Annotated in this window: 22 protein-coding genes; 4 read left to right on the forward strand and 18 right to left on the reverse strand. The window is 30.1% G+C overall.

Going from position 1 to position 20350, the window contains the following annotated elements; translation table 11 throughout:
* Window positions 1–132 precede the first annotated feature (132 nt).
* A complete protein-coding gene (locus tag K337_RS0113115; protein ID WP_028857004.1) occupies window positions 133–591 on the reverse strand; it encodes an FUSC family protein in 459 nt (152 codons plus the stop codon).
* Window positions 592–992: 401 nt separating this feature from the next.
* Window positions 993–2138, reverse strand: coding sequence for an MFS transporter (locus K337_RS0113120; protein ID WP_028857005.1), 1146 nt, complete (start codon window positions 2136–2138; stop codon window positions 993–995).
* A 324-nt stretch (window positions 2139–2462) separates the two neighbouring features.
* Here K337_RS0113120 and K337_RS0113125 point away from each other — a divergent pair, with 324 nt between their 5' ends.
* On the forward strand, window positions 2463–3185 hold the full coding sequence (locus K337_RS0113125) for an SDR family oxidoreductase (RefSeq protein ID WP_028857006.1): 723 nt from the start codon (window positions 2463–2465) through the stop codon (window positions 3183–3185).
* 365 nt (window positions 3186–3550) lie between these two features.
* On the opposite strand, the gene K337_RS0113130 is transcribed toward K337_RS0113125, so the two are convergent.
* The 8 genes from K337_RS0113130 to K337_RS0113165 form a co-directional block, all read right to left on the reverse strand.
* Window positions 3551–4126: a nitroreductase family protein gene (locus K337_RS0113130; RefSeq protein WP_028857007.1), complete on the reverse strand. Its 576-nt coding sequence runs from the start codon at window positions 4124–4126 to the stop codon at window positions 3551–3553.
* 109 nt (window positions 4127–4235) lie between these two features.
* Window positions 4236–4712 carry a 6-pyruvoyl trahydropterin synthase family protein gene (locus tag K337_RS0113135; protein ID WP_028857008.1) on the reverse strand — a complete coding sequence of 159 codons (477 nt, stop codon included), beginning with the start codon at window positions 4710–4712 and terminating at the stop codon, window positions 4236–4238.
* Window positions 4713–4809: 97 nt separating this feature from the next.
* Window positions 4810–5643, reverse strand: coding sequence for a glycine betaine ABC transporter substrate-binding protein (locus tag K337_RS0113140; RefSeq protein WP_084140895.1), 834 nt, complete (start codon window positions 5641–5643; stop codon window positions 4810–4812).
* A gap of 45 nt (window positions 5644–5688) precedes the next feature.
* Window positions 5689–6774 (reverse strand): alkene reductase, encoded by a 1086-nt coding sequence (locus tag K337_RS0113145; RefSeq protein WP_028857010.1) that lies wholly within the window; start codon window positions 6772–6774, stop codon window positions 5689–5691.
* Window positions 6775–7184: 410 nt separating this feature from the next.
* Complete coding sequence (locus K337_RS0113150; RefSeq protein WP_028857011.1) at window positions 7185–7850, reverse strand: Crp/Fnr family transcriptional regulator; 666 nt, start codon at window positions 7848–7850, stop codon at window positions 7185–7187.
* Between the two features lie 168 nt (window positions 7851–8018).
* The gene (locus tag K337_RS0113155) at window positions 8019–8948 is read right to left on the reverse strand and encodes an AEC family transporter (RefSeq protein WP_028857012.1); all 930 of its coding nucleotides are present in this window, start codon (window positions 8946–8948) and stop codon (window positions 8019–8021) included.
* Between the two features lie 354 nt (window positions 8949–9302).
* Complete coding sequence (locus K337_RS19930) at window positions 9303–9440, reverse strand: hypothetical protein (protein ID WP_156877379.1); 138 nt, start codon at window positions 9438–9440, stop codon at window positions 9303–9305.
* A gap of 19 nt (window positions 9441–9459) precedes the next feature.
* On the reverse strand, window positions 9460–10668 hold the full coding sequence (locus K337_RS0113165; protein ID WP_028857013.1) for a tetratricopeptide repeat protein: 1209 nt from the start codon (window positions 10666–10668) through the stop codon (window positions 9460–9462).
* Between the two features lie 504 nt (window positions 10669–11172).
* Between K337_RS0113165 and K337_RS18535 the strand changes: the two genes are divergently transcribed.
* From K337_RS18535 to K337_RS18540, 3 genes are all read left to right on the forward strand, one after another.
* On the forward strand, window positions 11173–11463 hold the full coding sequence (locus tag K337_RS18535) for a DUF2087 domain-containing protein (RefSeq protein WP_051251782.1): 291 nt from the start codon (window positions 11173–11175) through the stop codon (window positions 11461–11463).
* Between the two features lie 452 nt (window positions 11464–11915).
* A complete protein-coding gene (locus K337_RS0113180; RefSeq protein WP_028857014.1) occupies window positions 11916–12209 on the forward strand; it encodes a hypothetical protein in 294 nt (97 codons plus the stop codon).
* The gene (locus tag K337_RS18540) at window positions 12193–12774 is read left to right on the forward strand and encodes a TetR/AcrR family transcriptional regulator (protein ID WP_051251783.1); all 582 of its coding nucleotides are present in this window, start codon (window positions 12193–12195) and stop codon (window positions 12772–12774) included. The genes K337_RS0113180 and K337_RS18540 overlap by 17 nt, the downstream gene beginning before the upstream one ends.
* 132 nt (window positions 12775–12906) lie before the next feature.
* On the opposite strand, the gene lipB is transcribed toward K337_RS18540, so the two are convergent.
* The 8 genes from lipB to lipA form a co-directional block, all read right to left on the reverse strand.
* Window positions 12907–13557 carry a lipoyl(octanoyl) transferase LipB gene (lipB, locus tag K337_RS18545; RefSeq protein ID WP_051251784.1) on the reverse strand — a complete coding sequence of 217 codons (651 nt, stop codon included), beginning with the start codon at window positions 13555–13557 and terminating at the stop codon, window positions 12907–12909.
* Complete coding sequence (gene glyA / locus K337_RS0113195) at window positions 13554–14786, reverse strand: serine hydroxymethyltransferase (RefSeq protein ID WP_028857015.1); 1233 nt, start codon at window positions 14784–14786, stop codon at window positions 13554–13556. The genes lipB and glyA overlap by 4 nt, the downstream gene beginning before the upstream one ends.
* Window positions 14786–14917, reverse strand: coding sequence for a hypothetical protein (locus K337_RS20400; protein ID WP_281168337.1), 132 nt, complete (start codon window positions 14915–14917; stop codon window positions 14786–14788). The genes glyA and K337_RS20400 overlap by 1 nt, the downstream gene beginning before the upstream one ends.
* 217 nt (window positions 14918–15134) lie before the next feature.
* A complete protein-coding gene (gcvPB, locus tag K337_RS0113210; protein WP_028857016.1) occupies window positions 15135–16583 on the reverse strand; it encodes an aminomethyl-transferring glycine dehydrogenase subunit GcvPB in 1449 nt (482 codons plus the stop codon).
* Window positions 16584–17918, reverse strand: a complete 1335-nt coding sequence (gene gcvPA / locus K337_RS0113215) for an aminomethyl-transferring glycine dehydrogenase subunit GcvPA (RefSeq protein ID WP_028857017.1) — start codon at window positions 17916–17918, stop codon at window positions 16584–16586.
* Entirely contained in the window at window positions 17918–18292 is a 375-nt protein-coding gene (gene gcvH, locus K337_RS0113220) for a glycine cleavage system protein GcvH (protein WP_037029919.1), read from the reverse strand. Before gcvH ends, gcvPA begins: the two co-directional genes overlap by 1 nt.
* A gap of 27 nt (window positions 18293–18319) precedes the next feature.
* A complete protein-coding gene (gcvT, locus tag K337_RS0113225; RefSeq protein WP_028857019.1) occupies window positions 18320–19420 on the reverse strand; it encodes a glycine cleavage system aminomethyltransferase GcvT in 1101 nt (366 codons plus the stop codon).
* 10 nt (window positions 19421–19430) lie between these two features.
* Window positions 19431–20291 (reverse strand): lipoyl synthase, encoded by an 861-nt coding sequence (gene lipA / locus K337_RS0113230; protein ID WP_028857020.1) that lies wholly within the window; start codon window positions 20289–20291, stop codon window positions 19431–19433.
* Between the last annotated feature and the right edge of the window lie 59 nt (window positions 20292–20350).

Genomic DNA, 20350 nt, shown 5'->3' on the forward strand with positions numbered 1-20350 from the left:
AGTATTATCATATTACATTTATATGTTTTTCATATATATACTAAATACTTCATTCATTAATAATATATTCTTTGAATGGTAATGTCAATTATTATTTTATAGAAACGAATTATTAAACTTTTTATGAGAGGGTTATTTTTTAAATTTATCTTCTAAAAATGTAAAGATAACAGTTATAAAGACTGTGGAGATGATGCCAACTCCGGTATCTATTATCCTGTGAAAAGCATAAAAAGAACTAGAAATTCCTCCTAAATTTATAGAAATAGCTAAAAAGACTATTCCTGCCATATTTGAGGGGGCTTTTAAAAAATTAGAGCAGATGAAAACTACCAGAAATGCACCCAAGGCATAGATATAATTTGAATGAGGAAGATAATGATAAAAAAATAGACCCATAAGGGCTCCTATAATTGTTCCATAAAGTCTTTTTATACCTAATTGAATAACTTTTTTATGGCAGGATTGGGATACTACCACTGCTGCAATACAAGCATAAAATAAAGAGTTTATATGTAGGAGAGTTCCTATAGACAGGGCAGTTAATATGGAAATTCCTGTAATCAGCGACAGTTTTAAATTTTCTAACATGTGATTCTCCTTTTTTCAAAAACGGTATTAAGTTTAGTATAAATAATTTAGTATAAATAAATTTTATCATAATCAAGAAAAAATTGTTTGAAATAGAGGAGAAAAAATATGAAAAAATGTCGCCGCGACAACTTTTGAATGAGAGGAAAGATTATTATTTTAAGCTATAGAGAGAATACAAAAATTAGAATTGAAAGAAGGAGGTCTATAAAAATAAAAGTTCATAAAAAATATAATAAAAGAGATAATCAAAATGATTATCTCCTTTATTAATTTCATTTATAATCAATATACCCTTTTTCTAACAATTCTTCTCCTCTTTATATAGTTTCCTGTTAAAGTATTTTCTTCAAATAATTTTTCATAAATTACACTTCTTTTAATTTTACATTTAGTTTAAATTAAGCTACAACAACTTTATTTTTGTTAACTTTTATTGCGATAAATGTAAATACTAAACCAATCGTTGGTATTATTGCTCCATAAAATGGAATTGCAGATGCTCCTATAGACTGACTATCTAATATATATCCACCTATTGAGGCTCCTAAAAAATTAGCTATATTAAAGGCTGATATATTTGCAGTACCTGCTAGTTCTGGGGCTTTGGCTCCATATCTCATTACATTCATTTGCATTGATGGAACATTAAAGAAAGTTCCTATACCAAAGATAAATGCAAATATCCAGAATAAATAATAATTTGTATCTACAAATCCTAAAATAATCATACTAACTATCATGAATACAGCACCAACTATAAGTGATCTATCAAGATCTTTATCTGCTGCTTTACCTCCAAAGTTATTCCCAACTAAAAGACCGAACCCTACAAGGATAAGAAGTGGAGTTAATAGATGCTTAGATATTCCTGCTACATCAAGTGATAGTGGAGCTAAATAACCGTAAACACTCATAAACCCTGTCCAAACTAGTACTGTGCTTAAAAGACTTCCTATTAATCTAGGATTTTTAAATACACTCAATTGGGAGATAATACTATTTTCTGTTTGATTTTCTTTTAGATCTTTTATAAAAATTATTATACTGATCATTGTTATTAATCCAAGAAATGCAACCACTACAAATGTTGTATCCCAACTAAAGTTTTGAGCTATAAAAGTTCCTCCAGGAACTCCTAAAACATTTGCTAGTGTTAATCCGGCAAACATTTGACCTATTGCTCTTCCGTTTTGTTCTTTTGTAACCAATTCTGTGGCAATAACTGCTCCTATTCCATAGAAAGGACCTTGAGTTAATCCTGATATGACTCTACCTAAAAGCATCATATGATAAGTTGGTGCAAAGGCACAAATTAGATTCCCCGCTATAAATAATCCAATTAATCCAATCAAAACTATCTTTTTATCATATCTAGATAACCAAAGTGTGAGTATAGGTCCTCCAATAACTATTGCTAATGCGTAATAACCTATAAAGTTTCCTGCAGCCCCTTCTGTTATTGAAAATGCTGCAGCTACATCTTTTAATACTCCTGCAATTATAAATTCCGCTGTTCCTATTGCAAATGCTGCAAGTGTCAGTATCCATACTTGAAATGGTAGTTTTTCATTTTTTCTCTCCTTTTATAAATAAATTTAATACACTACAAATTTTAACATCTAAAAAATAACGGTAATAATTTATTACCTATAAAAGTTACTATTTTTTATGTGATATTTTTTGACAGGCCATTTAGTAGTTTTTGTTCTTCTTACTTTTATGTATACATTGTAAATTAATTTGATTTTAAATTACACGCCAAATGTCGTTACTTTGAATTTTTTTAGTTAAAAATAAAAAAAGGTTTGCATTAAACCATGGTTTAAGATATATACTAATTTCATAATAAAACTTTAGGAGGAAATTTAATGAAAAAATTAGTAGTAATAACAGGAGCAAGCAGCGGATTTGGAATGGAACTGGCAAAGGAATTCTCAAAAGATGGATATCCAATGTTGTTATTAGCAAGAAGGGTGGGAAAAATGGAGGCACTTAATTTACCAAATACAATATGTAGAAAAGTAGATGTAACTGATAAAGTTTCATTTGAAAATGCAATAAGAGAAGCTGAAGCTAAATATGGGAAAACAGATTTAATAATAAATAATGCTGGAATGATGTTATTGGGAGATATAGCAACTCAAGATGCGAGTGAATGGCAAACTATGTTAAATGTAAATGTAATGGGGGTAATGAATGGAATGCAGATAGTAATGAAGGATATGAAAGAAAGAAAATTTGGAACAATAATTAATCTATCTTCAATAGCAGGATTAAAACCATTTGGTGGTCATGCTGCTTATTGTGCAACCAAATATGGCGTGACAGGTCTTACTGAAGTAGCGAGACAAGAGATGTCTTCTTATAATGTAAGAGTGTTGTCTATTTGTCCAGGAGCAGTAACAACTGAATTATTGGGACATACTACAGATAAAGATATTGTCAATGGATACGAAGCTTGGAAAGAGGCAGTAGGAGCTATAAATATCACAGCAAATGATGTAGCAAAAACAATAAAATATGCCTATGAATTGCCTCAATCGGTTTCTTTAAGAGAAGTTGTAATTACAGATACAAAGCAAGATGCATAATTGAGATATAAAATAAGCTCTCCCAGCTATAATAACCATATAGCTAGGAGAGTTTTTGTTTATTGGAGTAGATGCGATAAAATCAAAAACTATATGACAATTAATTAAAAAATAGTAGAGAGAAAACATAAAATATTAAATAAAAAGATATTCAATTATAATTATCCCTTTTTATTGGTATTATTTTATTCGAATTTGGATGTTTACTTATCGATATCCCCCTTATTTATTTTTAACTTCATAAAAAAACCTCCCAGATTAGGGAGGAAAATAATATATCTAATACTCTTTAGCTATAATCTTAAATTGAGAATATATATATTCTCAATTATTTTGGCTATCTTTTGATTTATAAGTATTAAAATTTATTTTTCATCGATTATTAAAGTTTCTAGAGTAAGTTTAGGAACATTATAAATTCCACTCTCATCTTTAAAATACTTCCAAGCAGAGATATCTTCTGTCTCTACTACATTTCTTTTTTTAGTAAGAGGGTGTCCATATCCTATGGCATAAGAAACTTCATACTTATTAATACCTAGTTTTAATAACTCTTGTATTTTGTTTTTATTTGGTGAAAACAAACATACATTTCTCATACCATATTCATTCATCATCAAATTTATACTCTGGTAGACTATCCCTTGGTCAAAACTTAGAGTATCTCTATTTTTTATCCTTGATTTTTCAACTACTACAATAATATAACCTGCTGGTTTATGTTGCTCTTCTACCTCGTGAAATGTAGGAAGGTTAGTAAGTTTAAATAATTTATCTTTTAATTCCATATCTTCATTGACGATAATATATCTACTAAGTTGCATATTAAATGCACTAGGAGAATTTTTAGCACCCTTTATAATGTTTCTAACTATCTCTATATCTACTTTTTTATTTTGATATCGTCTATGTGTTCTGGCTTTTAATAGTTGATCTTTCATTTTCATCTCCTGCTTTTATTTAGTTAATATATAAAGCTTCTTAATATCATTATCTCTATGATACTAAGAAGCTATTTATAAAAAATGGTTGGATCTTAATTAAATTTGTTTAAAACTCTCTGTATGCTGCATTATCTCCAGATGTTACTTCTAATCTTTTGATATTGTAGTGATCTTTTAATAATGAGTAGAAAATTTCTAGTAAGTTTTCGCAAGTAGCTACTTTCTTTACTACTACTAGTCTCTTTTCAGGATATGATTTAGCTAATTCATTATCTATAGGAAGACCTAAAGTTGTGTTATCCTTATCTCCATCATTGATTCCTTGCTCTTTATATACCTCTAATATATGTTGTAGTAACCCATCTTCTTCTTGTAAAATTAAAGCATGGTCAAAGTTTTTTAAATATTCCCAAGCAATATTTTTAATCTTGTTACACGGAAATGCAAATCCAGTTCTAGGATCAACCTCTCCTTCTACTTCGATAAGTAAAGTTCCTGTATGTCCATGAAGATATTGAGCTTCACCTTCATATCCTAAAAATCTGTGTGCATATTGAAAATCTAATTGACTTTTGGATCTCATAATTTATTCCTCCTTAGTAAAAAAAATATAACATTTAAAATATACTAATTAATAACTTTGACGATTACTTAATAAAATTTAACTAGAAAACTGCATTCTAATTTTCAAACCATTTTTTTACAGCTTCATCTTCACTTAGATTTCCTCTACAATACATATAATCAAGTTCTGAAATAATTTCATTAGATAAGATTACTTTATCTAAAATTTCTAATTCTTCTTTTATAAAAGTATTTTTAGCTTTTTTTTCAGATATTAATAATAAAGCTTTATCTGTAACTCCAAGAAGACCTTTTGGCTCTTCTAAATCTCTAATTTTAAATTTATGCTGTAAAAATTGAGGCTGCCATAATGGAACTACTAGCCATTCTTTCTTAGCTACACCTTTTTCAAAGGCTTCAACACATAAATCCTGATTTCCAATTTTAAATTCATAACCAGCATCGCTTAGACCATATTCTTCCATCATCTTAATAGAAAATCTTGTAATTCCAGCACCGATATTAATTCCCTGGATATTTTTATTCATTTTTTCTAATACTTCAGGCTTTTTTAAGTCATCGATAGTTTTGAGCATATCTTCTGGGATATAATCTGGAACTCCCCAAAGTGCGTAGGGAGAGTAGTGATTTCCTAGTTCAATCACAGGTGTAAGACTTTCTACATCGGCTTTATATCCTCCATGACTTGATGGGATCCAAGCAGAAGATAACATGTCGATTCCTCCGTGCTTTAATCTTTTAAAATTTTCTTCATGGGGAGCATATCTTCTTTCAACTTCATATCCCATTTTATTCAGAATATAAGTTATTAAAGCTCCAGTAACTCTATGGAAAGATAAATCTATAATACCTAGTATAATTTTATCTCCATTATTAGTTTTTTCTATTTTTTCTAGAAATTGTTTTCTGTTTTTTAATATAGATTCCATTATTTCACCTCATAGTTGATTTGTTCTAAATGATTTTTTTAGTTATTAACCTTGATAATCTAAATACCCTTTTTCATCTCCACCAAATAAAGTTGTTGGATCTAAAGGCATCAATGGTAAGTTATTTTCTAGTTTATGTGGTAAGTTAGGGTTAGAGATAAATGGTCTTCCAAATGCAATTAGATCTGCATAATCTTTTTCCAATAACTCTTCTCCTCTTTCCTTTGTATAGTTTCCTGCTACAATTATTTTATTCTTGAATACTTTTCTAAGCTCTACTCTAAAACTTTCTGGAACTGCAGGTGCTTCATCCCAATCAGCTTCACTTAAGTGGATATACTCTATATTTAGTTCTTGGCAATATTTTGCAACATCTAAGATAGCATCTAAAGTATATGGACAGTCCATTCCACGGTATGTAATAAATGGCGCTAATTTAATTCCAACTTTATCTGCTCCAATCTCATCTGCTGTAGCTTTTAAAATTTCTTTTGCAAATTTAGTTCTATTTTCCAAAGAACCACCATATTCATCTGTTCTTACATTAGAAGGTGTTCTTAAGAATTGATCTATAAGATAACCATTTCCACCATGGATCTCAATACCATCAAATCCTGCATCTACAGCATTTTTTGCAGCTTTAGCATAATCTCTGACAATCTCTTTTATCTCTTCTGTTTCAAGGGCTCTAGGCTTAGGACAATCTACCATTTTACCAGCGTCTTCTCCCTCTTTCCACATCCAAATTTGTGAATCAAAATCTACTTCAGATGGACCTACAGTTCTTTCTCCATTATGAAAATATGGATGAGACATTCTTCCTACATGCCATAATTGAGCAAATGTAACACCATCATTAGCATGGATAGATTTTGTTACCCTCTTCCATCCTTCTACTTGTTCTGGTGAGTAGATTCCGGGAGTGAAAGAATATCCTTTCCCTTGTGTAGATATTTGAGTAGCTTCTGATATAATCATTCCTGCACTGGCTCTTTGACCATAGTATTCAGCCATCATATCATTTGCTGTATCTCCAGGCTGACTTGCACGAGCTCTAGTCATTGGTGCCATGATTACTCTGTTTTTTAATTTCTTACCTGCTAAAATATTTTCTTCAAATAATTTTTTCATAATTACACTCCTCTTATTTTCATTTCTTTTATATATACATTATAAATTAATTCCATTTCGAACTACACGTCAGTTGTCGTAAAATTATAGTTCTTTTTTACATCTCCTCATGATGTGCAAAATTCAATTGATAATATTTTTTTACAAATGTTTCTCTTCTGTGTTATGTTTCTTAAAACATTTTTAAATGTTTTGTTGATATTTCTTTTATGTAACCATTATAAAATAATAAAATTTTAAATGACACGTCAAGTGTCGTTAGAATGATTTTTATATCAAAATTTTAAAAAGTAGAGAATAATAACCTCTACTTTTTATGCTCTTATTATAGAATAAATTGATTACGGTCTCCACGCCAAACGTCGTTACTTTGATTTTTTTACAAAAAAAAAGTAGGGGATTACATATCCCTACTTTTCAAATTTTTTCTTATATTTATCTAGTTTAAATTGATCTTTTATAAATATCTTAGTTCCTGTCTTTTCTATAACTTTTTCTTCTATCAGCTTTTTTAATAACCTTTGGAGTGTTCTCAAATTTATGTTGAGATGCTCTGAAATTTCTTTGGAGGTTCCTATATTTAATACTTTATGATTTTCTAAATACTTTATGAAAAACTCTTCATCTGAATAGATACTTTTAAGCAGAAGGTGATTAAATTCTTTAAAGTGATCTTCTACTCCTATGGTTATAATTTTTTCAAGAACTGCGGCTTTACCTTTAAATTCTAAATCTAGAGTTTTTTCAAGGGGTAGATAAGCAATTATTGAATCTTCTTTAACGATAACGTCTACATCAAAAGGCCTAAATCGTTCTGGTGTATTTCTGTTGGAAAGAGAAAAACTTAACCCTGGAATATCACCTTCAAAAAAATCTCTATAAAATTCTCCACCTTCAGGAGTATATATTATATGCTGAGTTTTACCTTTTATTAAAAAATATGTATTAAATTTTTTAAATCGTTCGTAAAAAATAGAAGTTCCTTTAGGCAGTTTTTCAATCGAGATAAGATCTTCAAATTTAGTTCCTATAAGTTCTTCAAAATTAATTTTATGTAGTATATCTGCTACAGTCATAATATTATCCTCCTTCTTAATAAATTATCATTAAGATAATAAATATCTATAATTATAACATATTTTAGCTGTAATAGTCACACAGTCAGAAGGGGGGATTTTTGTTTTATCATTGAGAAAGAGAATTTTTTTTGTTCTTATAATTTTTTTATTCTATATAAGTTAATATCAACCAATTAAGAAAATTAAACCTCCAATTGTAAAGATAGATACTATCGTTCCTAAAACGGTAACTGCAGCCGTTTCCTTTTCATAGGTTTCAAATTTAGCTGAAAATATAGGTGCAGTCGAAGCTGTAGGCATAGCTGAAACAATAAGAATTTCATTGAATAAATTGCCAGTAATCCCCATTCCTATTATCACAAAGTAAAATATTAATGGAGAAGTAATATTTCTTATAAATATCAGTAATACTACCTCAGATGAAAGAGAAATTTGAGTATAAGCCATAAAAAGACCAGTAGTAAATAACGAAATAGCTGGGGCTGTATCCCCTAAAAACTTAAAACTAGATGTTATATAGTCTGGTATTGGAATGTGGAAAAATGATAGTATAAGCCCTAATATAGGAGCAAAAATAACAGGAGTTTTGGCTAAATTAAGTAGCTGTATACCTATTGATTTAAAACTAACACTCTTCGGATTATCGTGATACTCGACTAAAAATATTGTAATAGGAGTTACTAAAAGGAATACAAGAAGACTTCCTATAATAACTACAGAGATCCCTTCATCACCATATAGATGTGATATTATAGGAATTCCCATAAAAGCTGCATTTGGAAAAGCAGACATGAGTGACGCTTGAGAAGTTTCTTTAGGGTGTTTCTTAAATTTATAATGATATATGATATACGTTTTAATATATGTCAATAATAAACCTATACTTATTACTACAACTACATTTAAATTAAGGAATGATTCTATAGGTTTAGTAACAGTCATATTAAATAATAGAGCTGGAGTAGCTAACAAGATTATAAAATCAACCAGTGATTTTGAGTGTTCTTCTTTAACTATCTCTTTTTTTCCAGCATACCAACCTATCAAGATAGTAAAAAATAATGGGAATAAAACATTAATAATTAGTAGAATCATAACTGTTTCCCCTTTCATTTGATATTTGTTTCATAATACTCACCCTCTCTAATTTAAATTTTTATAATTTATTTTCTGTAAATTCATTGCTTTTGATTTCCATCATGCGTTTCTTTTATTTTGACTTTCAATCACCTTTAATAATTTTAAAATTATTTTTATATTTGAATTATAGATAAATTTGCTATTAAAATAAACGCCAATTGACGCTATTTAATTTTTCATAATTTTTTTTAAAGTTTAGGAAATGTACGAAATGAAATTTTTAAAAAATGTCTGTCTATTTAAAGTATTTTAAGGTTTTGAAAAAAGAAAAAAGAACCCTTAAACCTATATGATTTAAGAGTTCTTTTTTTAGTTAAGTTCAAATGTGATTTCAGATATGTTAGCTGGGACTTTAGGAGCTCTTCTTCCCTGACCGTCATCTTTATTAGCAAAAGTAATGCTAAAGAGTAATAGGACACCTAAAAAAATTAAATATTTTGTTTTCATTGAAATTCCTCCTTTAAATTTATAATGGTATCTTCTGAATCAGAAGGCTGGCTTCATATTCTAAAGAATTATTTATATAGAATTTTAATATGTATGTCAAGAAATCATAATCCATCATTTTTTTTGGTATTCTGCTAATTATTTTTATCAATCCCTGCTGTTTTAACGGCTGACTATCATGGAGTAAAACAAGTTGTTTAATGGAATCTAGATATTTAATTGGGTTAAAATGAGGATTGTCAAAATTTATAGGAAGTGAAATTTCTTTTTCAAATGCATTTATAGCTTTTTTTTGCTCTCCTAAATATAAATAAGCTAATCCTATATTCCAATAAGTTTGATATAATATTTTATTTTTTAATTCTTTAAGTATATTTTCGAGTTTATTAAGAGTAATCTTTACCAGTATTTCATTTTTCATCTCTCTGGCACAGGAAATAATGTTGATATAACAAATTTCTAAATCATGATAATTTGATGGGTCACTGACTCTTTTTTTAAAATATTCAATGGATTTGTCATATTCGCCTAAGTTTTGACAACAGATCCCCAGATTATTGTATGAGTGATAGTAGTGTTTTGTAATCTCTGGCATATTTACAAGAACCTCAAAACATGGGACAGCTTTCTTCCATTTTTCGGTTCTTAAAAGGTTAACTCCGGTATTGTAAGCTAAGAGAGCCTTTGTTTTATATGGAGCTATATCGATCTGTTTTTTATATCTCAGATATATATCATAGGTAAGTTCTAATTTTTCCAGTCTGATGATTTCAATTAAGACAGAGTAGAAAATATCAGAGCAGGAGAAATTATTTAACAGGTCATAGTAGATCTTTAAAGCTTCTTCTTTCCTGTCTGTCCTCTGATTATGTTTGGCTATAATATATCGGTATCTGCAGCTATGAACTTCTTTTTTTAGTTCAAACTTATTTATTTCTTCTTGTTTTTCAGTGGAATAGATACTTTTATTTATAAGACTTTTGTTGACTAATTGTTCCAGCTCCTGCTGGGGTGGAATATATAGGTCTTCTGTAGTGATTATCTTATTTATATTTTTTTCTTTAAATATTTTATTAAGTGAAATAACTAAATATGGTAGATGTTTTGGTTTTAAAGGTGTTTTTCCGCTTCTGATCTTGTACAGTAGAGACAGGCTCATTTTTGGATTCTCCAATTCTTTAATTCCAATTTTATGCTCTTTTATAAGTTCAAATATTTTATTATTCATAAACCCTCCTAATCGTAGTGAAATTATACAATAAAATCGCAATTTTATATAAATAAAATAAAAAAAGAGTTGTTTTGGAAAAATAAGGGGTTATAAATTCCAAATTTTATGTTTATATTGTTAAATTTGACAAATTAATTTTAACGACATAATATACTAAAGTGACCCTTGGGAGAGAGTCGAAAATGAAAACAATAAATGAAAACTGAGAAAAGAAAATGGGGGGGGCTAGGGCTCTCTTTTTTCTTTAAAATATAAAGATCTAAAAAATAGAACTTAAATTATTAAATTTGATATAAGAGGGGATGATTAAAATTATAATTAAAATCTTTAAATTACTATTCGTAACATTAATGTACTGTATATCACTTATTTCATCATTTGTAATAGCTGATTTTTTTTAAGACTAAAAATATAAATTTTATGAGAATATTAAATGAAAAGAAATTAAGTTTTGAACTTTTGTTACCATAAAAAAAATTAGAAGATAAGGAGGAACACAATATGTTCGATCAAAAAAAAGTTAATAATTTTTTGGATAAAAATGGTTTATTAAAACTTTATCCTACTAAAAGGAATAAACAGGTACAAATTTTAAAATATTTAATAACATTTTTTGAACCTAAAAAAATATACACTGAAAGTGAGGTTAATAAATGTCTGAATAACCTGTCTATTCTTAAGGATAGTTGTCTTTTAAGAAGAGAATTAATTGATATAGGGTATTTAGAGAGAAGTAAAGATGGAAAAGTTTATTTTTTAAGAGATAATGATGATCATGTTGAAGGTAAATAAAATAAAAAATTATTATTTTATAGGGCTACAAATGAAATATGAAGGAGGAGCTTTCAATATTAGTGATACTAATATTGAAAGTTTTTTTATCTATAATAAATTAAAACTTTTATAGGGATAATTCCTTACTAAATATCGAAAAAAAAGAAGTATAAGAAAATAAATATTTGAAGAGGTTCTAAAGTTATTTAATAAAACAACAAGAACGTTACTATTATATATATATAAGAAAAAATAATTTATGGTTATTGAGTGGATTTTAATTATTAAGCATGTTTAAATTATTAAAATAATGAAAAAAACTTTTTAAAAAGAGTATTTCATCATAAAAGTGAAAAAAACATCTTGACAAAGCAATCACGATAAATATATCATATATATGAACATCTTAGGGAAGATGAATAACATATATAAATATTACAATAAGAGGAGATCATTAATTTGGATTTTAAATGGTTTTTGAAAGTCTTGAAACAGGTTACAAGAATGGGAATGACATAAAAGTCATAAAAGCCAGAGGAGCTATGCATAATGTATCATCACTTTCTGGAATGGCATTTACAAATGCATTTAATGATCCTTGTACTTTAACAAATCCAAGAAATATATCACCGGAAGATATTAAAGAGATCTATCTGTCAGCATATTATGGAAGAACGGCTAAAAAAAATAATTTAATAATAAGAGCTTGTTTTACAGGCTCTTATTTTAATCAAAAGAAGGGGAAAGATGAATATAAAGGATAAAAAAAGAAAAATAATAATAAATACTGCTGTAAAACTTTTTGTAGAAAGAGGTTTTCATGGAACACCTACAAGTTTGATAGCAAAAGAAGCTAAGATTGCCACAGGGACCTTATTTAATTATTTTAAGAGTAAAGATATTTTAATAAATGAAATATTTAAAGAGGTAAAAACAAAACAAATAAATTTTATTTTAAGGGATTTCAATAAAGAAAATAAATCTAAAGAAAAATTAAAAAAAATATGGGATAATTTAATCCTTTGGGGAATTGAAAATCCTCAAGAAAAAAAGTTTGTAAATTATTTCAGTAATTCTAGCTATATAAGTGATGATACTAAAACAGAAATCAATAAAAATTATAAATTTATGCTGGAAATTTTTAAAAATCTCATCAGTATAAAAAACATAAAAAATACAAATGAATTAATGCTTATCTTTAATTTTTTAGGAGCATGTATATTTACAGGGAATTATTTTTGCGTGACAAATGAACCTTACGATAAGAAATTATCCCGTGAATCTTTCGAAAGATATTGTAAAAGTATTGGGTTGACAGAAAAAGATTAAAAAAATGGGAGAGTATTTCCGTATATTTCCTTTACATAACTAAAAAGGACAAATAGACTTAAATTGTCTAGTTGTCCTTTTTAAAATATTCTAAGAGTATTTTTTAGTGCTTATTTTGTGCAACGAAAGACTCTAATTTTTTAGAGAAACATTAAATACCTTAGAAAAATTTAATTTAAAGAGGTCTAATATATCCTCTCTTGTAATTTTCTTACCTTCATTTAATATTGAAGTAACTCCTAAATTGCTTATACCACAAGGGTTAATGTTATTAAAATAGTCCAGATCAACTTCGTGATTAATTGCAATACCGTGAAGTGTTCTCCATTTTTTAACTTCCACTCCTACAGCACAAATTTTTCCTTTCTCGGTAAAAATACCGACAATACCTTCTTTTTTATGAGCTTTTACCCCCAATCCTTTCAATGTTAAAATTACAACATCTTCTAAAGATTCAATATACCATTTAATGCTTTTTTTAAAATGAGATAAATTCAGGATAGGATAGATAACTATTTGACCGGGACCGTGAAAAGTTACTTTTCCACCTCTTCTAATATCAATAAGCTCAATTCCTTTTTCCTCTCGTTCCTCTTTTGATATAAAAATCTCACTATCTTCTCCTCTAATGCCCTTAGTGATAGTGGGGTTAGGCTCTGTTATAATAAGGTGGCCCAAAACTTCTTTATCAGAGATTAAGTTGTCAAAAAATTTCATTTGAAGTTCATAAGATTTTAAATATGGTACTCTTCCTGTGTCTGTAACTCTTATATCTTTCATCATCTATTTATTGGAAATTCTGCTGCTAAGGCCTGAACTTCTTTCCTATAGTTTTTTTCAGATTTTCCTTCTATAATATCTGCAACCATATTAGCAATCTTAACCATCTCTTTTTCCTTCATCCCTCTAGTAGTTACAGCAGGAGTACCTATTCTTATTCCGCTTGTTACAAAAGGTTTTTGAGGATCATTTGGAACGGCATTTTTGTTTGTAGTGATATCTGATTCTAAAAGTATTCTTTCGGCTTCTTTACCCGTGATCCCTTTATTTTGTAGATCAACAAGGAACATATGATTATCCGTCCCACCAGAAACTAAATTAAATCCTCTTTCTACGAGAGTCTCACCAAATACTTTTGCATTTTTAACAACCTGCTTTTGGTATTCTTTAAAGTCATCAGAAAGAGCTTCTTTAAACGCCACTGCTTTACCTGCAATTACGTGCATTAGGGGTCCCCCTTGAATACCTGGGAAGATAGTTTTATTAATTTTTTTCATAATATCTTCATCATTTGAAAGGATAATTCCTCCACGAGGTCCACGTAATGTCTTATGAGTTGTAGATGTAACAACATGAGCGTATGGGACAGGGTTATTATGAAGACCTGCAGCAACAAGACCTGCAATATGTGCCATATCTACCATAAGATATGCTCCTACTTCATCGGCTATTTCTCTAAATTTTTTAAAATCTATTTCCCTTGAATAAGCGCTGGCTCCCGCTATAATCAACTTTGGTTTTTCTTTTAGAGCCATCTCTCTAATATTGTTATAATCAATAATCTGCTCTTTTTCAGTTAATTTATATGAAACTACATCATAGAGGGAACCTGAAAAATTTACAAAGTGACCATGGGTAAGGTGTCCTCCTTGGTCTAGAGCCATCCCTAAAACTTTATCCCCTATGTTTAGAAGAGCCATATATACTGCCATATTAGCTTGGGAGCCAGAGTGAGGCTGGACATTTGCATATTTACAACCAAAGAGTTTTTTTAATCTGTCAATTGCAAGTTTTTCCACAACATCTACATGTTCACACCCGCCGTAGTATCTTTTTCCCGAATATCCTTCAGCATATTTATTTGTAAATTCCGAACCAACTGCTTCCATTACAGCTTTAGATACAAAATTCTCAGAGGCAATTAATTCAATTCCATTTTCTTGTCTCTCTCTTTCATTGATTATTTGGTCAAAGACCTCTCTATCAATATAACTAAGTTGTTTATTATCCATTATAACCCCTCCAAATATTTATATCTAAAAATTAGAAGAGCTTTATTTTTTCTTTCTTTAACATCTCCTTTTATAAATTGAACTTTGATCTTATCGTTAAGTAAAAGTTCTTCATCTTTTAAATCATTCACATAATTTTTAACTTCTTCTACCTCATCCTGAGATAGTTCAGACTTTACTCCAAATGCCAGAGATAATGCCGCATTTCTGTCTCATGTATCACACATTTTTCCATCTCTTTCAAGAAGAGACTCTAATATGCTATCTTCTATAGCTTCTTTAGCCGGTTTACCATTTAAAAAACTCATTAATTCTCCTCCTTTTTGATTATTATCTTAGATTTATATCTTACCAAGAGTGAGTAACAATTATATCTCTTGCAGCTTTTCCTTCGTCAATTCTTTTGATTAGTGTGTTTCTAGGTGCTGATAGAACAACTTCAGGATCTTCTTTCATCTCTTTTTTTATAGTGATCATAGCATCTATAAACTCATCCATTGTTTCTTTGCTCTCTGTTTCTGTAGGTTCTATCATCATAGCTCCTTTTACAATGAGAGGGAAATAAATTGTTGGTGGATGATATCCAAAATCTAAAAGCCTTTTTGCAATATCAAGTGTAGTTATCTTTTCATGTTCTGGTTCTGTTAATACAAATTCATGCTTACATACTCTATCGACTGCAATAGGGTAATGCTCTTTTAATTTTGCCATCATATAGTTTGCATTAAGAACTGCAGTTTCACTTGCAGTCTGTAAACCACTTCCACCCATTGTCAAGATATATGTATATGCTCTCAAAATAACACCATAATTCCCATAAAAACTACGAACTTTACCGATACTATCAGGTTTGTCATAATTAAGGTGATATTTGTTATTTGTTTTTTCTATAACAGGTACAGGCTGAAAAGGGGCAAGTTTATTTTTAAATCCTATTGCTCCACATCCAGGACCCCCTCCACCATGTGGAGTAGAAAAAGTTTTATGTAAATTATAATGCATTACATCAAATCCCATATCTCCAGGTCTTGCTTTGCCCATTATTGCGTTCATATTTGCTCCGTCGTAATACAGCAATCCTCCAGCATCATGTATAAGTGTTGAAATTTCTTTTATATTTGATTCAAAGATCCCAAGGGTACTTGGGTTTGTTAACATGAATCCTGCCAGTTCATCATTCAGATGTTCTTTTAGAGCTTCAACATCCACATCACCTTCTGGTGTGGATTTAATTTCAATTACATTGTAGCCTACAATTTGTGCTGAAGATGGGTTTGTTCCATGAGCAGAATCAGGAAGTATTATATTTTTTCTTTTAAAATCACCATTTTTCTCGTGGTAAGCTTTTATCAACATAAGTCCTGTCATCTCTCCATGGGAACCTGCAGCAGGTTGAAGAGATACCTGATCCATTCCAGCAACTTCGGCTAGGTCTGTTTCTACCTCATACATCATTTCAAGAGCTCCTTGTACACTTTCTTCAGGTTGATAAGGATGGAGGTTTACCATCTTAGAATTTCGAGCGATCACTTCATTTATTTTGGGGTTGTATTTCATAGTACAAGATCCCAAAGGATAGAACCCCGTATCTAATCCAAAGTTTTTATTAGATAAACGAGTATAGTGTCTCACTACTCCATTTTCACTTACTTCTGGTAACTTTATATCCTTTGTTTTTAGTAAATTTTTTGGTATTTCTAAGTTAATAATAGAGTTCTCTACCTCAAATTCTGGCAGTGAATAACCACATCTTCCTTTTTTAGAAATTTCAAATATAAGTTTATTGTATTCTCTCATCTATATCTCACCCATCCTCTTAGCAAAACTATCGATCTCTAATTTACTTCTTTTTTCTGTAGTACAAACTAAAGATGTATTTTTTAATTCTGGATATTCTTTTTCCAGAGGATACCCACCCAAAATACCATTCTTTAATAATTTTTCATTGATAATTTCAGGAGACTCCTCTCCCTCGATTACGAATTCCTTGAAGAAAGGTCTGTTAAATTTTAATTTATATCTACCTGTTTCCAGGATTTTACTCAATGTGTAATTAGATTTTTTATAACATTGTTCAGCCATTTTTTCTAATCCGACTTTTCCTAGAAGTCCCATACAAATAGTCGCTGCCAAAGCATTTAATGCATGGTTTGAACAAATATTAGAAGTGGCTTTATACCTTCTGATATGTTGTTCTCTTGCTTGGAGAGTTAAGACATAAGATCTTTTACCATCTTGATCCACACTTTCTCCGACTATCCTTCCTGGCATCTTTCTGATAAGTTCTTTGGTTATTGCCATAAATCCTAGATAAGGTCCACCATATGCAAGTCCACTGCTAAAACTTTGGGCATCCCCAACAACAATATCTGCTCCGGATTCCCCAGGAGTTTTAAGCATTCCCATTGCTACAAGGTCTGTGTAGACAATATATTTTGTTTTTTTATCTGTGATGTTTTCTCTGATTTCATCCAGGTCTTCAATTATTCCAAAAAAATTAGGGCTTTGTACTATTACTCCCGCTGTTTTATCAGAAATTTTATCCTTTAAATCTTTAATAGAGGTAACACCTTCATCTAGTTCTACCTCGACTACCTCGATATCTCTAAATTTACAATATGTTTTCAGAACTTTTCTTGTCTCAGGATTAACACTCTTTGAGACAACTATTTCTTTTCTTTTAGTAACAGTTGCGGCTACCATAGCTCCTTCTGCTGCTGACGTAGCACCGTCATACATAGAAGCATTGGATGCGAACATCCCGGTTAAGTTAGCTATCATAGTTTGATATTCAAATATACACTGTAATGTTCCCTGACTGATTTCGGGTTGATATGGTGTATACGCTGTATAAAATTCAGACCGGCTGATTAGGTGATCAACTGCTGCAGGAATATAGTGATCGTATGCCCCAGCTCCCCTAAAACATATAAGATCTGATGAATTTTTATTACCCAATTCCTCTATTCTTTTCTTCAACTCTATTTCAGACATAGGTGCACCAATATTTAAAGGTTGACTTTGCTTTAAATCTTTAGGGATATCATTAAAAAGTTCATCAACGTTATTAATACCAATTACACCTAACATCTCTTTTCTGTCGTCCTCCGTAGCAGGTATATATCTATACATTAATTATCCTCCTCACATAATTCATTATATGCTGATAGATCTAATAATGAATCTAATTCTCCTTCGTCTGAAAGTTCGATTTTTATAATCCAAGCCCCATATGGATCTTCGTTTAATAAAGTAGGACTGTCTTCTAAAGCTTCATTAATTTCAATGATTTTTCCTGATACAGGCATATATGAATCTGAAGCTGCTTTTACAGATTCTATAACACCAAAAGCTTCTTCAATTTCAAATTCATCATCAACTTCAGGAAGTTCTACATACACAATTTCTCCCAATGATTTCTGTGCATGATCAGTGATTCCGATAAACGCTGTACTCCCCTCTTTCCTAATCCATTCGTGATTTTTTGAATAAAGTAATTTTTCCATGATTAATTCCTCCTCTATATTTTTTATTTATTTTTTGTATTTTTTTTCTAAAAATTTTTTGCTGATTACTTCTGCATCTACAAGTTTATTCCTGATTTCAATTTCAATATTTTTGCCTATTTTAGCGTAATCTATATCTATAAGAGCAATACCTATACTTTCTTTTTGTCCGGGAAGCTGATAGCCTGTTGTGACAGTTCCTATCTCTTTTCCATCAGCAAAGGCTTTATAGCCACCCCTGGCAATACCTTTTCCAATTAATTTAAATCCCGCAGTTCTTCTTTTTAAACCTTCTTTTTTTTGTGCTACGAGGATATCTTTTCCTATAAAATCTCCAGCCTCTAACTTTACAAAAAAACCAAGTCCTGATTCGAGAGGAGTGACATCGTCTCTTAATTCATTCCCGTATAGTGGTAATCCTGCTTCAAATCTAAGTGTGTCTCTAGCACCTAATCCTATAGGAGAAAGATCTTCTCCACCAACATTTAGTAGTTCTTCTACAATAAAAGCAGCTTTATCATTATTTAGATATATTTCAAATCCATCTTCTCCAGTATATCCAGTTCTTGAAACCAGGCATTCTACTCCAGATAATAGGACTTTAGAATTGAATGTAAAAAATTTTATCTCATTTAAGTCAATACCTGTAACCTTTTGAAGGATCTCTTGAGCTTGAGGTCCCTGGATTGCAATTTGTGAGACATCATTGGATATGTCTTTTGTTACAACATCAAAATCTTTGGCTTTTTCTTCTATCCATCTATAATCTTTTTCAATATTAGATGCATTTACTACCAATAATATCTTTTCGTTGGTATATTTATAGACAAGTAAGTCATCTACAACTCCACCTTTTTCATTGCACATAAATGTATACATAACTTGATTTTCATTCAGAACACTTGCATTATTGGCAACTAAATAATCCACAAATTTTAAAGCTTCTAAACCATCAATAGTAATTTCTCCCATATGTGACACATCAAAGAGACCGGCTCTTTCCCTAACAGCTAAATGTTCTGCTTTTATTCCTTCAAATTGAATAGGTAGTTCCCATCCTGCAAAATCTACTAATTTCCCACCTAGTTTTTTATGCACTTCATTTAACGATGTTTTTTTCAATTCCATTTCATCCTCCTTAATCATTATATAGTTGCCAGGCTTTATAAGAACTTCTAACAAGAGGTCCAGAAGCCACGCCTTCAAATCCGATTTCTTCAGCTTTTTCCTTGTACCACTCAAACTCTTCAGGAGTTACGTATTCAGACATAGGGTAGTGTTCTTCTGAAGGTCTTAAATATTGACCTATAGTTAATAGATCACAAGAATTTTTCCTCAAGTCTTTAAAGACTTCAATAACTTCTTCCCGGGTTTCCCCCAATCCTAACATTATTCCAGATTTGGTTTTAATTCTTGGATCTATTGCTTTTGACATTTTCAAGATCTCTAAACTTCTATTATATTCAGCCTCTGGTCTTACGAGTTCATATAATCTTGGGATTGTTTCGATATTATGGTTTAATACTTCGGGCATTGCTTTTAAAACTATATTTAAAGAGTCTTCACTCCCTTTTAAGTCAGGAATCAATATTTCAATTCTGACATTTTTATTAATTTCTCTTATCTCTTTTATAACCTCAGCAAAGTGACCAGCACCCCCATCAACTAAATCATCCCGGGTTACCGATGTGATAACTACATAATTTAATTTAAGTTTCTTAACAGCCTCAGCAATATGTTTAGGTTCATCAATATCCAAACTTTTTGGTGAACCATCTTTTACATTACAAAATTTACACTTTCTAGTGCAGATTCCCCCCATTATCAAAAAAGTAGCAGTTCCACTAGAATAACACTCTGCTCTATTAGGGCAGTTTGCTTCTTTACATACTGTTTTTAAGTTTAATTCCTTTAAAATGTTTTCTATATTTTGAAAACCTTTAACACTTCCTAAGTTTATTTTTAACCATTCTGGTTTTGGTACTCTGCTATTATTCATAAATATCACTACTCCCGATCTTTATAATTTGTAACACTCTATGGTTCTAAGTATAGTCT

Origin of the sequence: Psychrilyobacter atlanticus DSM 19335, assembly GCF_000426625.1 — a bacterium.
In the GTDB taxonomy this organism is placed as follows: Bacteria; Fusobacteriota; Fusobacteriia; order Fusobacteriales; family Fusobacteriaceae; genus Psychrilyobacter; species Psychrilyobacter atlanticus.